Annotated in this window: 14 protein-coding genes; all 14 read left to right on the forward strand. The window is 41.9% G+C overall.

Going from position 1 to position 14,966, the window contains the following annotated elements:
- Positions 1-71: 71 nt before the first annotated feature.
- Entirely contained in the window at positions 72-1,025 is a 954-nt protein-coding gene (locus tag NST01_RS08225) for a polysaccharide deacetylase family protein (RefSeq protein ID WP_025207346.1), read from the forward strand.
- Positions 1,026-1,058: 33 nt separating this feature from the next.
- Positions 1,059-2,288, forward strand: a complete 1,230-nt coding sequence (locus tag NST01_RS08230) for a M16 family metallopeptidase (RefSeq protein ID WP_008344730.1) — start codon at positions 1,059-1,061, stop codon at positions 2,286-2,288.
- 73 nt (positions 2,289-2,361) lie between these two features.
- Positions 2,362-3,285 carry an aminoglycoside phosphotransferase family protein gene (locus NST01_RS08235; RefSeq protein ID WP_048002816.1) on the forward strand — a complete coding sequence of 308 codons (924 nt, stop codon included), beginning with the start codon at positions 2,362-2,364 and terminating at the stop codon, positions 3,283-3,285.
- A 69-nt stretch (positions 3,286-3,354) separates the two neighbouring features.
- Positions 3,355-3,627 (forward strand): YlmC/YmxH family sporulation protein, encoded by a 273-nt coding sequence (locus NST01_RS08240; protein WP_008344726.1) that lies wholly within the window; start codon positions 3,355-3,357, stop codon positions 3,625-3,627.
- A 123-nt stretch (positions 3,628-3,750) separates the two neighbouring features.
- Positions 3,751-4,653, forward strand: a complete 903-nt coding sequence (gene dpaA / locus NST01_RS08245) for a dipicolinic acid synthetase subunit A (RefSeq protein ID WP_017359065.1) — start codon at positions 3,751-3,753, stop codon at positions 4,651-4,653.
- Positions 4,650-5,243 (forward strand): dipicolinate synthase subunit B, encoded by a 594-nt coding sequence (dpaB, locus tag NST01_RS08250; protein WP_008344723.1) that lies wholly within the window; start codon positions 4,650-4,652, stop codon positions 5,241-5,243. The genes dpaA and dpaB overlap by 4 nt, the downstream gene beginning before the upstream one ends.
- 139 nt (positions 5,244-5,382) lie before the next feature.
- Positions 5,383-6,402 (forward strand): aspartate-semialdehyde dehydrogenase, encoded by a 1,020-nt coding sequence (gene asd / locus NST01_RS08255; RefSeq protein ID WP_008344721.1) that lies wholly within the window; start codon positions 5,383-5,385, stop codon positions 6,400-6,402.
- Between the two features lie 92 nt (positions 6,403-6,494).
- Positions 6,495-7,709 (forward strand): aspartate kinase, encoded by a 1,215-nt coding sequence (gene dapG / locus NST01_RS08260; RefSeq protein WP_025207348.1) that lies wholly within the window; start codon positions 6,495-6,497, stop codon positions 7,707-7,709.
- Between the two features lie 30 nt (positions 7,710-7,739).
- Positions 7,740-8,606, forward strand: coding sequence for a 4-hydroxy-tetrahydrodipicolinate synthase (gene dapA, locus NST01_RS08265; protein ID WP_019744174.1), 867 nt, complete (start codon positions 7,740-7,742; stop codon positions 8,604-8,606).
- Between the two features lie 171 nt (positions 8,607-8,777).
- Complete coding sequence (gene rnjB / locus NST01_RS08270) at positions 8,778-10,445, forward strand: ribonuclease J2 (RefSeq protein ID WP_008344715.1); 1,668 nt, start codon at positions 8,778-8,780, stop codon at positions 10,443-10,445.
- A 121-nt stretch (positions 10,446-10,566) separates the two neighbouring features.
- Entirely contained in the window at positions 10,567-11,295 is a 729-nt protein-coding gene (locus NST01_RS08275) for a ClpP family protease (RefSeq protein ID WP_008344713.1), read from the forward strand.
- Entirely contained in the window at positions 11,292-11,528 is a 237-nt protein-coding gene (locus tag NST01_RS08280) for a YlzJ-like family protein (protein WP_041090415.1), read from the forward strand. Before NST01_RS08275 ends, NST01_RS08280 begins: the two co-directional genes overlap by 4 nt.
- Before the next feature lie 110 nt (positions 11,529-11,638).
- Positions 11,639-14,014, forward strand: coding sequence for an FtsK/SpoIIIE family DNA translocase (locus tag NST01_RS08285; RefSeq protein WP_341041755.1), 2,376 nt, complete (start codon positions 11,639-11,641; stop codon positions 14,012-14,014).
- A 164-nt stretch (positions 14,015-14,178) separates the two neighbouring features.
- Positions 14,179-14,904 (forward strand): GntR family transcriptional regulator, encoded by a 726-nt coding sequence (locus NST01_RS08290; RefSeq protein WP_008344706.1) that lies wholly within the window; start codon positions 14,179-14,181, stop codon positions 14,902-14,904.
- The last annotated feature ends 62 nt before the right edge of the window (positions 14,905-14,966 follow it).

A 14,966-nucleotide genomic window follows, 5' to 3' on the forward strand; every position in this document is an offset into this window, starting at 1 on the left:
TTCTTGCGCGTAACTATAGTTCTAGCTTGTTTCTCCCCATCATAATTTGTGGTAAAGGGGAGGGACAACCATTGAAAAAAACGATACCATTCTTTGTGTTTGTATTTTTACTGCTCGTGTCATATCAAACGATGAAGCAGCCGGCTGCTGTTACATATATGAATTCAATGAAAGAGCACGCCGAGGTAGCATCTGTTTCAAAACATATTCTGTATCAAGAGATCGAATCGAAGTCTTCTGACTATGAAGAGAAGCCGCAAAATGCTAAGATTGATAAAGTGTGGAAAAAGATGCCTGGTTTAAATGGACAGACAGTCGATATCGATGCTTCTTACGAAAAAATGAAAAAACAGGGCTCTTTCGATGAAAAGCTGCTTGTTTTTAAAGAAACAAAACCATCTGTCCATTTACATGAACTTGGTGCTGAACCTATCTATAAGGGACATCCAGACAAAAAGATGAATGCATTCCTGATCAATGTAGCTTGGGGCGACGAGCATTTAACAAAGATGTTGAATACACTAGAAAAGCATCAAGTGAAGGCAACCTTTTTCTTAGAAGGCAAATGGGTGAAAAACAGTCCAGACCTTGCTAAAAAAATCGTGGCAGATGGTCATGAAATTGGAAATCATTCATACAATCACCCAGATATGCGCACACTGACAAGAGAACGAGCATTAGAGCAGATGATTAAAACAAATCGCCAAATTGAAGAATCCCTTGGGAAAAAACCGATATGGTTTGCGCCTCCAAGTGGCAGCTTTAAAGAAGAAACAGTAAAGCTTGCGAAACAAGAAGGAATGGAAACCATTATGTGGACAGTAGACACGATCGACTGGCAAAAACCATCACCAGCTGTATTACAAAAACGAGTGCTTGGGAAAATTCACAATGGGGCGATGATATTAATGCATCCAACAGACGCAACAGCGAGAAGTCTTGACGCACTTATCACTCAAATCAAAGAAAGAGGATATGAATTAGGAACGGTTTCTGACCTCCTAAGTGAAAAAAGACATCCGTGATGCGATCTGTTTGTTGAATAGGAGGAGCAAAACTTGGTCAAAACGTATACATGCCAAAACGGAGTAAGAATTGTACTTGAAAACAATCCCACTGTAAGGTCTGTCGCAATTGGCGTCTGGATTGGAACAGGTTCTAGACATGAGACACCAGAAGTAAATGGGATCTCACACTTTTTAGAGCATATGTTCTTTAAAGGAACAAAGACGAGATCTGCACGTGATATCGCAGAATCCTTTGACCGCATTGGTGGTCAAGTGAATGCCTTTACGTCAAAAGAATATACTTGCTATTATGCAAAAGTACTTGATTCACATGCTGGGTATGCCCTCGATGTGTTGGGTGACATGTTTTTCAACTCTGCTTTTGACGAAGAAGAGCTGAAGAAAGAAAAAAATGTGGTCTATGAAGAAATTAAAATGTATGAAGATACTCCTGATGACATCGTTCATGATTTGTTAAGTAAAGCCATTTACGGTGATCATTCATTAGGTTATCCGATTTTAGGGACAGAGGAAACACTCTCTACTTTTAACGGTGATTCCCTTCGAAAATATATGGATGAATTCTATACGCCAGATCGCGTCGTCATCTCTGTTGCAGGGAACGTCGATGACACCTTCATTCGTGAGGTCGAAACATTATTTGGCTCGTATGAAGGAAAGGGGAAAAAGCAGCCTGTCGAAGCCCCGCAATTCCACTATGACAAACTGACACGCAAAAAGGAAACAGAACAGGCGCATCTTTGCATGGGCTTTAACGGACTTCCTGCTGGAGATCAGGGCATCTATGACTTAATCGTCTTAAATAATGTTCTAGGCGGTAGCATGAGCAGCCGGTTGTTCCAAGACGTAAGAGAAGATAAAGGACTTGCGTATTCTGTATTCAGCTATCATAGTTCATTTGCAGATAACGGAATGCTGACGATCTATGGTGGAACTGGAGCGAAGCAGCTGAACCTGCTATCTGAAACCATCTTACAAACATTAGACGTCTTAAAACGTGAGGGAATTACGCAGAAAGAACTTGAAAACTCTAAGGAGCAAATGAAAGGCAACCTCATGCTTAGTCTTGAAAGCACAAACAGCAAGATGAGCCGAAATGGTAAAAATGAATTACTCCTTGGCAAACATCGTACGCTTGATGAAATTATTGATGAAATCAATCGCGTCTCATTAGACGGCGTGAACAATTTATCGAAAAGAATCTTTACAGAAGATTATGCTCTCTCGCTTATTAGTCCAACGGGTGATCAGCCATCATAATGTAAACAACACGGCAGACTTCTAAAGAGGTCTGCCGTTTATTGTATACCAAGAAGAAAGGGGCTCTGCGTTCATGAAACACGAAAAACTGAAACAGCTATCTCCGCTTCTTAAACAAGCCATCTCTTTCCGGCCGATGACATCTGGATTTTCGGGAGACCGCACCTTTTTGGTCACAACGCCTAGTGAAAAGCTAGTACTCAAGCTATCAGACATTCAGAAATATGCCAGTTTGAAAAAGAAAGCGTCCATTCAGCAGAAGTTAAAAAATCGAGGCGTTATTTGTTCTGAAGTGATGGAGGTCGGAGTGAGTGCTGAACAAAACTGTACCTTTCGTATTTTTCCATTTATCGAAGGAGAGATTGCTAGAGCATCTATTCATCTGCTCACAGAAGAAGAGCAGTATGAAATCGGAAGGCGGGCAGGCAGAGACTTGAGTATCATGCATACATGCGATGCCCCTTTTTATGCAGCCCCCTGGGATAAGAAGGTATTAGCGAAACATGAACGGTATGTACATGCCTATCAATCAAGCGGAGTGACCTTTTCCCATGATCAGTTCGTATTAGATTTTATTCAGTCACATGCTGATGCGGTAAAAGGGAGGCCAAACCAGTTCCAGCATGATGATTTTCATTTAGGGAATATCATTATACAGCGTCATCAATATGCTGGGGCGATCGACTTTGATCAATCCGACTGGGGTGATCCGATTCATGACTTTTATAAACTGTCTTTATTTAGTCGAGAAAGCAGCATTCCATTTTCAGCCGGGCAATTGGATGCCTATTTAAGCACCACGCAGGTAACACGTAATTTTTGGCTTCTTTTTTCCATGTATACAGCTATGAGTTGCTTTTCTTCTATTGTTTGGACGTTATCCCATGATCCGGGACATGTAAAAGATATGGTGAATCGAGTGGAGAGAATACTGTCAGACCATAATCGTTTTACTCAACTTATACCAGTTTGGTATGTAGATAGGCTTCATTCGTGACCTATAGAATGGCCCGGTCTATTCCCCCTCAGTGCTGCATATATGATATGGAAGGGGAGTGATGCGATTTTGAGGCTGAGTGAGCTGTCAGGAAAAGAGATCGTCGATATTAAAAGAGCGGAGCGGCTTGGCGTGCTTGGACAAACCGACCTTGAAATAAATGAACAGGACGGTCAAATTACAGCACTCATCATACCTTCCGTCAAATGGTTTGGCTTTCGAAAACAAGGAAATGACATCCGCGTTCCGTGGAATCACATTCAAAAAATAGGATCAGATATGATCATTCTCGATGTGCCTGAAGAACTTCAGCCGCACGGAGAAAAAGAGCACCCATCATAAAAGGGTGCTCTTTTTCTTTTCTCTTCCCGATTTGTTCACAGGCTGAATCCTCTCCTCATATGCTGAAAGGGAGATTCGGAAAATATTACAGACTTTTTTAAATAAAGAAGGTGAACGGTCAGTATGTTGAGCGGTTTAACGGTTGCGGTGATCGGGGGAGATGCTAGGCAGCTTGAAATCATTCGCAAGCTGTCACAGCAGCATGCCAAAGTGTTTTTGGTCGGTTTTGATCAGCTGGATCATGGATTTATTGGTGCTGAAAAGCTGAAAATGTCAGAGCTTCCATTTGAGCAGGTAGACAGTATGATCCTTCCGGTATCAGGTGCTACAGACGAAGGGGTCGTTGCCACCGTTTTTTCAAATGAGAAGGTCGTGCTAGAAGCTAAATATTTAGAAAGAACCCCTGCACATTGTACCTTGTACTCAGGTATTTCTAATATGTACTTAGACAATATGGCAAAGCAGGTGAACCGGAAGCTTGTGAAGCTGTTTGAGCGAGATGATATTGCCATATATAACTCTATTCCAACAGTTGAAGGGATTATCATGATGGCCATTCAGCAAACGGATTATACGATTCATGGGTCACATGTCGCTGTTCTCGGGCTTGGTAGAACAGGGCTCACCATTGCCCGCACATTTCGGGCGCTAGGTGCGGAAGTGAAAGTTGGTGCTGCGGATACAGCCCATTTAGCGCGAGCCTTTGAGATGGGACTTGATCCATTTTCAATGGACCGTTTAAAAGATGAAGTAACGGATGTCGACATCATCATCAATACGATTCCAAGCTTAGTATTAGATTCATCTGTCATCGTCAGCATGACACCAAAGACACTCATTTTGGATATCGCCTCCCGCCCAGGTGGAACAGACTTTGACTTTGCACAAAAGCATGGAGTGAAGGCGCTTCTTGCACCAGGACTTCCAGGAATTGTGGCACCAAAGACAGCCGGGCAGATCATTGCAAAAGTGCTTTCTGGGCTCTTATGTGAACTTGCGGAGGAAAAAAGGGGGATGGAATCATGACAACACTAAAAGGGAAAAGAATCGGCTTTGGTTTAACAGGTTCCCACTGCACGTACGAAGCCGTTTTTCCGCAAATCGAATCACTCGTGAAAGAAGGGGCAGAAGTGCGTCCTGTCGTGTCGTATACGGTGCAAAATACAAATACGAGATTCGGAGAAGGAGCGGACTGGATTGAGCGGATTGAGAAGCTGACAGGATTTCAAGCGATTGACTCAATCGTCAAAGCAGAGCCACTCGGGCCTAAACTTCCACTTGATTGTATGGTCATTGCGCCTTTAACAGGCAATTCAATGGCGAAATTTGCAAATGCACTGACAGACAGTCCAGTCTTAATGGCTGCTAAGGCGACCATTCGTAATCACCGCCCTGTCGTTTTAGGCATTTCCACCAATGATGCATTAGGTTTAAATGGTACAAATCTCATGAGACTCATGTCGACAAAGAACATTTTCTTTATTCCATTCGGCCAAGATGATCCATTCAAAAAACCGACTTCCATGGTAGCGCATATGGATCTACTGACGAAAACGGTAGAAGAGGCGCTCGAGCATAGACAAATTCAGCCCATTTTAATTGGAGCAAACGAATAATAGATTCACTAGAAAATCATGAAAGATTCAAAAAAGGTACTTCAAGCCTTGCTTTTCTATGGTAAAATAAAATGTAAAAAGTCATAGGATGGCCATCCGAAAGAAAAGAATCATGGATGGGTCGGAAGGAGTTTTACTGATGGGAAGAGGATTGCATGTAGCTGTAGTTGGAGCGACTGGAGCTGTCGGTCAACAAATGTTAAAAACACTAGCTGACAGAGATTTTGAAATGGATACACTTACCCTACTATCCTCAAAACGTTCTGCTGGAACAAAAGTGACATTCAGAGGTCAAGAGTATACCGTTCAAGAAGCAACACCTGAAAGCTTTGAAGGGGTCAATATTGCACTATTCAGTGCGGGAGGAAATGTTTCCAAAGCGCTAGCTCCTGAAGCAGTCAAACGAGGTGCAATTGTTGTCGATAATACAAGTGCTTTTCGTATGGACGAAAATACCCCTCTTGTCGTACCAGAGGTAAACGAAAAAGATTTGCATGACCATCAAGGGATCATTGCAAACCCTAACTGTTCAACGATTCAAATGGTGGCGGCGCTAGAACCGCTTCGTCAAGCGTATGGCATGAAAAAAGTCATTGTGTCTACTTACCAAGCAGTATCAGGTGCAGGACATGAAGCCATAGACGAACTGTACAGCCAGTCGCAAGCCATTTTAAATAAAGAAGATGTGAAACCAGAAGTCATGCCTTATCAAATTGCCTTTAATGCGATTCCGCAAATTGATAAATTCCAAGATAATGGCTATACATTTGAAGAAATGAAAATGATCAATGAAACGAAAAAAATCATGCATTTGCCAGAGCTAGAAGTAGCGGCAACATGTGTGAGACTGCCAATTGAAACGGGTCATTCAGAATCGGTTTACGTTGAACTTAAATCAAATGACGCAACGGTTGATGACATCAAGTCTATCCTAAAAGATGCACCAGGCATCACATTACAAGATGATCCGTCTCAGCAAATTTATCCAATGCCTGCAGATGCTGTTGGTAAAAACGACGTATTTGTCGGCCGCATTCGGAAGGATTTGGATCGTCCAAATGGCTTCCATATGTGGATTGTATCTGATAACCTGCTAAAAGGCGCTGCATGGAACTCCGTTCAAATTGCAGAAAGCTTACGAGCATTAAAATTAGTTTAACATTCAATGGATGATGAGGACGAATAGAAGAGAGTTAGGCATCTTTCGCCTGCTCTCTTCTGTTACGTCAGAATGAACTTGGAGTGAAAACAGTGAAAATAATTGTCCAAAAATTTGGCGGTACATCTGTCAAAGATGATCAAGGGAGAAAAAGGGCACTTGCACATATCTTATCTGCAAAAGAGAAAGGCTATAAATCGGTCGTTGTCGTGTCTGCGATGGGACGAAAAGGCGATCCTTATGCGACAGATACACTGCTAGGTCTGCTTTACGGCAGTGCGCAGCATATGACAAACCGAGAAAAAGATTTACTCGTGTCTTGCGGAGAAAATATTTCAGCTGTTGTTTTTTCAAGTATGCTGAATGAAAACGGGCTAAAGGCTGTTGCGATGACTGGATCACAGGCAGGCTTTGTGACGGATAAAGAACATACAAATGCGAAAATTATTGACATGAAGTGTGAACGTCTTGAGGCGGCACTTTCAGAGCATGATGTGGTTGTCGTAGCTGGATTCCAAGGCGCTGCAAAAAATGGAGACGTGACAACAATCGGACGAGGCGGCAGTGATACGTCAGCTGCTGCGTTAGGCGCTGCATTGCAGGCAGATTTCATCGATATTTTTACAGATGTAGAAGGGGTCATGACAGCAGATCCCCGTATCGTAGAAAATGCAAAACCACTGAGAGTCGTGACATACACAGAAATTTGTAACCTCGCATACCAAGGGGCAAAAGTCATTCACCCTAGAGCTGTTGAAATTGCCATGCAAGCAAAAGTACCAATGAGGGTCCGTTCAACATACTCTGATGATGAGGGCACACTCGTGACATCACACTACTCAGATAAAATGAGTCATGATGTGTACGACCGCCTGATTACGGGTATTGCACATGTCAATGATGTCACACAAATCAAAGTCCCAGCTAAAGAGGGACAGTACAGCGTACAAACAGAAGTCTTTAAAGCAATGGCAAATGCCCAAATCAGTGTCGATTTCTTCAACATTACACCGAGCGAAATCGTCTATACGGTGACAGGTGCAATGACTGAAAAAGCAACGGCGATCCTAAAAGATCTAGGCTATACGCCGATTGTCACGACAAACTGTGCAAAGGTATCAGCTGTTGGAGCAGGCATTATGGGTGTACCAGGTGTCACATCTAAAATTGTATCTGCACTATCTGAGCAAAATATTCCGATCTTACAGTCCGCTGACAGTCATACGACGATTTGGGTGTTAGTGAACGAAGAAAACATGAGAGCGGCTGTCAATGCCCTTCATGAAGTGTTTGAACTTTCAAGATAAATGTGATTGAATCATGATGAGGTGAAAAAAATGAATTTCGGAAATATCGCAACAGCTATGATTACACCTTTTGATAAAAAGGGCAACATTGATTTCCAAAAGCTATCAATTCTCATTGATTACTTGTTAAAAAACGGCAGTGACTCTTTAGTCGTTGCAGGGACAACAGGCGAATCGCCAACTTTATCGACTGAAGAAAAAGTCGCTCTTTTTCAGCAATCGGTGAAATTAGCAAATGGTCGTTGTAAAATCATTGCAGGAACAGGCAGTAATAACACAAATGCGTCTATTAAACTAACGAAAAAAGCAGAAGAAGCGGGCGTTGATGCAGTGATGCTTGTCGTACCTTACTACAACAAGCCATCACAGGAAGGCATGTATGCACACTTTAAAGCAATTGCCGAGTCTACATCTCTTCCTGTCATGCTTTACAATGTACCAGGAAGAACGGTTGCTTCATTAGCACCAGAAACAACGATTAAGCTTGCGCAAATACCGAACATTGTCGCAATCAAAGAAGCAAGCGGTGATCTAGATGCCATGACAAAAATCATTGCAGAGACACCAGAAGATTTTGACGTTTACTCTGGTGACGACAGCCTAACGCTTCCTGCGGTTGCGATTGGTGCAAGAGGAGTCGTCTCTGTGGCTTCTCATATCGTAGGCCTTGATATGCAGCAAATGCTAAAAAGCTACGCTTCAGGACAAACAGCGAATGCGGCATTGATTCATCAAAAGCTGGTGCCGATCATGAACCAGCTGTTCTCAGCGCCAAATCCAACGCCTGTCAAAACAGCTCTTCAGCTGAAAGGATTAGATGTCGGATCTGTTCGACTCCCGCTTTTACCTTTATCAGAAGAAGAGAGACTGAATTTAAGCAGCGTATTAAACAGCTGATCAAAACAAAAAAATTCGTAAGCGGTCATTCTCAGATGTCCCTGAGTATGACCGTTTTTTATACATAAACACTTTCTTAAAATGTGACTTCATCTTGTTTTCTAAAATTAGATTCAGTTATAATAGCATTAAGCGATGATGGACGGGCTTGAGACTAGGAGGATAAGAATTTTGAAAAAGAAAAATACAGAGAACGTAAGAATTATTGCACTGGGAGGCGTTGGAGAAATCGGGAAAAACTTATATGTCATTGAGATTGATTCCGACATATATGTTGTAGATGCAGGACTCATGCATCCAGAAAACGAAATGCTAGGCATTGACGTGGTCATTCCTGATATCTCTTATTTAACAGAACGAGCTGATCGGGTGAAAGCAATTTTTCTTACCCACGGACATGATGAAGCAATCGGAGGCGTATTCCATTGCTTAAGCAAATTGTCTGTACCAGTTTACGGCACGAAGCTAACCCTTGCGTTACTTCGAGAAAAGTTAAAGCAATACGGCTTCAATCAAAAAGCTGATTTGCGAGAGGTTCATGCAAAGTCAGTCATTACATTTGAAACAACAAAGGTATCATTCTTTAGAACGAATCACAGTATTCCTGATTCAGTCGGAATCAGCTTCAAAACATCTCTTGGTTCAATCGTATGCACAGGTGATTTTAAATTTGATCAAACCCCAGCGCTTAACCAAGCCTGTGACATCGGAGAGATTGCGAAAATTGGAAACAATGGCGTTTTAGCACTTCTTTCAGACAGTGCAAATGCTGAAAAACCAGGCTATACACCTTCTGAGGCGCTCGTCCAAGACGAAATCTCAAATGCGATGTACAATGCTGAAAATCGTGTGATTGTCGCTGTATCTTCATCAAATATTAACCGTGTACAGCAGATCATTAATGCCACAAACCAAAATGGCCGTAAGCTTGCAGTAGCAGGGAAAAATATGATGACAACTCTTCAGCTTGCGATCAAACTTGGTTATGTGACAGCAGACGAAGAATTATTTGTTCCAGTCCAAGAAGTGAAAAAAATGGCGAAAAACAGTGTGGTCATTCTCACAGCAGGAAGCCACGGTGAGCCTCTCGCTGCTTTAACAAAAATGGCGAAACAAAATCACAAACAGCTTCATATTGAAAAAGATGACACGGTTGTGATTGCTTCTACACCTCTTCCAGGACAAGAACTCACCTATTCAAAAACGGTGGATTTCCTTACAAGAAGCGGAGCACAAGTGATTTTTGCTCAAAAACGTGTGCATGTATCTGGACATGGCTGTCAAGAAGAGTTAAAGCTTATGCTGAACTTACTGAAGCCGAAGTATTTAATTCCTGTAAACGGCGAATATCGCATGCAAAAAGCACATTCTCGTATTGCTGAAGAAGTGGGAATGAAACGAAGCGACATTTTCTTAATTGATAAAGGCGATGTTGTAGAATTTAGAGGACAAAACGTCAAAATCGGTGAAAAAGTGCATCAAGGGAACATTTTGATCGACGGTCTTGGTGTTGGTGATATTGGGAATATTGTCTTACGTGATAGACGCCTATTGTCTCAAGATGGCATCTTAATTGTGGTCATTACGCTCGATAAACAAAAGAAACAATTAATTTCTGGACCTGAGATCATCACAAGAGGATTTGTTTATGTAAGAGAATCCGAAGAGCTGATTGTGAAAGCAACAGAAATGGTCAAAGGGATTGTGAAAGAGCAAACGGAAAACTCAATTGTTGAATGGTCAACACTGAAACAATCCATGCGCGATGTACTAAATCAATTCCTATATGAAAAAACAAAACGCAAGCCAATGATCATTCCAATTATTATGGAAGTGTGATGAGAAAAGCCCAAAGAGCACAAGCTCTTTGGGGTTTTTTAATGTGACATGATGAATGCGGATGGAATGTGACGATCTTGTTCATAATAGGAGGAGAGTTTTTAGGAAAGGATGGAGACAAATGGACGAACAGAATGAACAGCAGCCTGAGCGAAAACCAGAAGAAAAAGATAGCATTATGAGCAAAATACAACAGCTTGGTGAAACAGCCGTCCCGCAGTTGTCACAAGATACAAACATACATTGCCTCACCATTATTGGACAAATTGAAGGGCACATGCAGCTGCCGCCACAAAATAAAACAACCAAATACGAACATGTCATTCCACAAATCGTAGCAGTTGAACAAAACCCAAAAATTGAAGGACTTCTAATCATTTTAAATACAGTCGGCGGTGATGTAGAAGCAGGACTAGCCATTGCGGAAATGCTCGCTTCTTTATCCAAACCGACTGTATCCATTGTGCTTGGCGGCGGCCACTCTATTGGGGTCCCAATCGCCGTATCGTGTGATTATTCATACATTGCCGAAACAGCAACGATGACCATTCACCCTGTACGCTTAACCGGTCTAGTCATTGGTGTTCCGCAAACCTTTGAATACTTAGATAAAATGCAGGAAAGAGTCATTAATTTTGTCACGAGTCACTCAAACATTACAGAAGAGAAATTTAAAGAGCTTATGTTCTCTAAAGGCAATTTAACAAGAGACATCGGGACAAATGTCGTTGGTCATGAGGCGGCTGAATACGGACTGATGCATGAAGTCGGCGGCGTTGGACAAGCGATTAAAAAGCTGAACGAGCTTATTGGCGAACGGGCTGCACAAAACGAGGGGCTGATCCAATGATTTTATATACAACTATGCCTTATGAAGCCATTTACGCTGAGGAACAAGGAGAGCGCAAACTCCAGCAGGTATACATTCAGGGCGTGCCAGTGATGGTTGAAATGAAAGAAGATGAAGCGGAAATCGTTCAAGTAATGAGTACGAATCCAATGGATTTTTTGAATCAGGAGCTTGCACCAGGTAAGCGATTGAAGTTACATTTAGGCACCAATCAAACCGACTCATATGAATGATTCTATGCTATAATAAAGGGAAAACTTACAACAAGATGCAGCCAAAACCAGGCTGCTTTCTTTCTGATCTTTTCGTAGGTTATATTTTCTTTTGTAGTAAGGTGATGAGTATGGCGAAAAAGAGAAAACGTAAAACAAGAAAAAAACAAAATAAACAGCTAAAACTGAAATATGAACTAAATGGGTTAGTCTGTATTGCCATAGCGATCATTGCCATTTTACAGCTAGGTGTAGTTGGACAAACCTTTGTATATCTATTCCGATTCTTTGCAGGTGAATGGTTTATTCTCTGCCTTATCGGATTATTTCTTTTTGGTGTGACGATCTTTTGGAAAAAACAAATTCCTGATTTACTGACAAGAAGAAAAGCAGGTTTATACTGCATCATTGCGAGTATCTTGCTTTTGTCCCATGTGAAGCTTTTTCAGCATCTTTCAGCTGCAGGCGTGATAGGTTCTCAAAGTGTAATCAGAAATACGTTTGAGTTATTCTTAATGGATATGAAAGGTGAGACAGGCTCGCCCGATTTAGGAGGCGGTATGATCGGTGCTGTATTATTTGCGGCCTCCTATTTCTTGTTTGCACAAGCAGGGTCGCAAATCATGGCCATTGTGCTAATGCTGATCGGAATTGTGCTGATCACAAACCGGTCACTGCAAGAAATGGTCAAAAAAGTGACGCTGCCTGTATCACAATTTTTGGTGAAGCAGTGGAAAGCATTTATTGAAGATATGAAAGGCATAAGGCAGGCGAAAAAGAATGCACCTGCGCAGAAAACAAGTGAAAAGAAAAAACGTTCACGGTTGCAAGAAGAGACCGAAGAAGATCATGATCATATCTTGATCGAGGAAGAAGAGCAAGCTTCTGACAATCGTCAGCCGATTATCTCAAGTTTTGCTGATCGAGATGACATGCTCACACAGCAAGTTCAAAAAGATCAGCCGGTCAATGAGCCAGATCCTCTTCAAGAAACTGTACAAGGCACTCCGTCTCATGATACAGGGGATGAACCGAAAGAAGCTCCGCCTATGACGTTTACGGAGCTTGAAAACAAGGATTATGAGCTGCCATCGCTTGATATTTTAGCTGAGCCGCAGCATTCAGGTCAGCAAACAGATAAGAAGAATATTTATGAAAATGCAAGAAAGCTTGAAAAGACCTTCCAAAGCTTTGGTGTAAAAGCAAAAGTGACACAAGTTCATTTAGGGCCGGCCGTCACAAAATATGAAGTATACCCTGATGTCGGCGTGAAGGTAAGTAAGATCGTCAACTTGAGTGATGATCTAGCCCTTGCATTAGCAGCAAAAGACATTCGAATTGAAGCGCCGATTCCTGGCAAATCCGCCATCGGAATTGAAGTTCCCAACGCAGAAATTGCGATGGTTTCTTTAAAAGAGGTTTTAGAATCGAAACAAAATGACCGCCCAAATGCCAAGCTACTCATCGGACTCGGCCGAAATATTTCTGGTGAAGCTGTGCTGGCTGAAATGAACAAAATGCCGCATTTACTTGTGGCTGGTTCGACAGGAAGCGGAAAGAGTGTATGTATCAATGGTATTATCACAAGCATTCTCATGAGAGCAAAACCTCATGAAGTAAAAATGATGATGATTGACCCGAAAATGGTTGAATTAAATGTTTATAACGGCATCCCGCATCTGTTGGCTCCAGTTGTGACCGATCCTAAAAAAGCCTCACAGGCACTTAAAAAAGTGGTTAGTGAAATGGAGCGCCGTTACGAATTGTTTTCTCATACGGGCACAAGAAATATTGAAGGGTACAATGATTACATTAAACGAATGAATCAATCAGAAGAGGCGAAGCAGCCAGAACTCCCTTATATTGTCGTCATTGTAGACGAGCTTGCTGATTTAATGATGGTTGCTTCCTCTGATGTAGAAGATTCCATTACAAGGCTTTCTCAAATGGCACGTGCTGCGGGGATTCATTTAATTATTGCTACACAAAGACCTTCTGTTGATGTCATTACAGGTGTCATTAAAGCCAATATTCCATCCCGCATTGCATTTAGCGTATCGTCACAAACCGATTCAAGGACCATTCTTGATATGGGAGGCGCAGAAAAATTGCTGGGCAGAGGGGATATGTTGTTCTTACCTGTCGGTGCGAACAAACCAGTTCGTGTACAAGGCGCCTTTTTATCAGATGAAGAAGTGGAACATGTCGTTGATCATGTCATCACGCAGCAAAAAGCACAATATCAAGAAGAAATGATCCCGAGTGAAGAAACGCAAGATCAGCTTGGGGCTGTGGACGACGACTTATATGATGAAGCAGTTGAACTGATCATTGGCATGCAGACGGCCTCTGTTTCTATGCTGCAAAGGAGGTTCCGCATTGGTTATACTCGTGCTGCACGTCTTATTGACGCAATGGAAGAGCGCGGGGTTGTCGGACCATATGAAGGAAGTAAACCGAGAGAAGTCCTCCTCTCAAAAGAACAACATGACGAGCTCTCTTCATAATTCGAAGAGAGCTTTCATAACATGAAGTTAACGATATATTGATTATGTTAACTGGTTGTCAGACTATTTATTTATTTGCAAAAACATGATATAGTTATGTTCATCTTATCTCGGAATAGAGATTTCTCATCTTATCATTTGCATTGATTAGACGGAGGGAAAACATGTCGACCAAAACAGACAATCGCCATTTATATTTGAAAGTGATTGACCGTATTAAAGAAGATATTCAAACAGGTGTATATGCCGAAAAAGAAAAGCTCCCTTCTGAGTTTGAGCTCTCAAAGCTTTTAGGCGTTAGCAGAGCGACCCTTCGTGAAGCCCTTCGTATATTAGAAGAAGAGAAGTATTTAATTAGAAGGCATGGTGTGGGAACTTTCGTCAACTCAAGACCGCTTTTTTCTACTGGCATTGAACAGCTGACAAGTGTCACAAAAATGATTGAACAGGTCAATATGACGCCAGGTACCATCTTTTTGTCCTCACAAGAAGGAGAGCCGACAGAGAATGATGTCATTCGTTTTCAGTGTGATGAATCCGAGAAGGTTTTTTCAATGGAACGCGTTCGAACAGCAGATGGACAGCCAGTCGTCTATTGTTTAGATAAAATTCCGGTCAAACATCTTCCCGCTTCTTTTACTCATGAGGAAGAATCGCTTTTTGAGCTGTTTGGCAGAGAACCGCACAGCGGAATTAAATATGCAGTGGCAGACATCGAACCGATTGGTTATCACGATCAGGTTTCACCGATACTAGAATGTGACCCAGAAACAGCCTTACTATTACTGAAACAAATGCACTATGATCAAGATGATCAGCCGGTCTTATACTCGCTCAATTATTTTCGAGCGGATAAATTCAGCTTCCATGTCATACGTAAACGATTTTAACAAAGCAGTCGCTTCCATAGGCGGTTGCTTTTTGTTTGCCCATACATAAAACCCGTGAAACA

Origin of the sequence: Bacillus sp. FSL R7-0166 (genome assembly GCF_038008935.1) — a bacterium.
Taxonomy (GTDB): Bacteria; Bacillota; Bacilli; order Bacillales; family Bacillaceae; genus Bacillus; species Bacillus altitudinis.

Bases quoted from the DNA above. Each gene is read 5' to 3' on its own strand.
- NST01_RS08280 (WP_041090415.1), top strand. From the start codon at position 11,292: ATGATTTTATATACAACTATGCCTTATGAAGCCATTTACGCTGAGGAA.
- NST01_RS08275 (WP_008344713.1), top strand. From the start codon at position 10,567: ATGGACGAACAGAATGAACAGCAGCCTGAGCGAAAACCAGAAGAAAAA.
- dpaA (WP_017359065.1), top strand. From the start codon at position 3,751: ATGTTGAGCGGTTTAACGGTTGCGGTGATCGGGGGAGATGCTAGGCAG.
- dpaB (WP_008344723.1), top strand. From the start codon at position 4,650: ATGACAACACTAAAAGGGAAAAGAATCGGCTTTGGTTTAACAGGTTCC.
- NST01_RS08235 (WP_048002816.1), top strand. From the start codon at position 2,362: ATGAAACACGAAAAACTGAAACAGCTATCTCCGCTTCTTAAACAAGCC.
- NST01_RS08285 (WP_341041755.1), top strand. From the start codon at position 11,639: ATGGCGAAAAAGAGAAAACGTAAAACAAGAAAAAAACAAAATAAACAG.
- NST01_RS08290 (WP_008344706.1), top strand. From the start codon at position 14,179: ATGTCGACCAAAACAGACAATCGCCATTTATATTTGAAAGTGATTGAC.
- dapA (WP_019744174.1), top strand. From the start codon at position 7,740: ATGAATTTCGGAAATATCGCAACAGCTATGATTACACCTTTTGATAAA.
- asd (WP_008344721.1), top strand. From the start codon at position 5,383: ATGGGAAGAGGATTGCATGTAGCTGTAGTTGGAGCGACTGGAGCTGTC.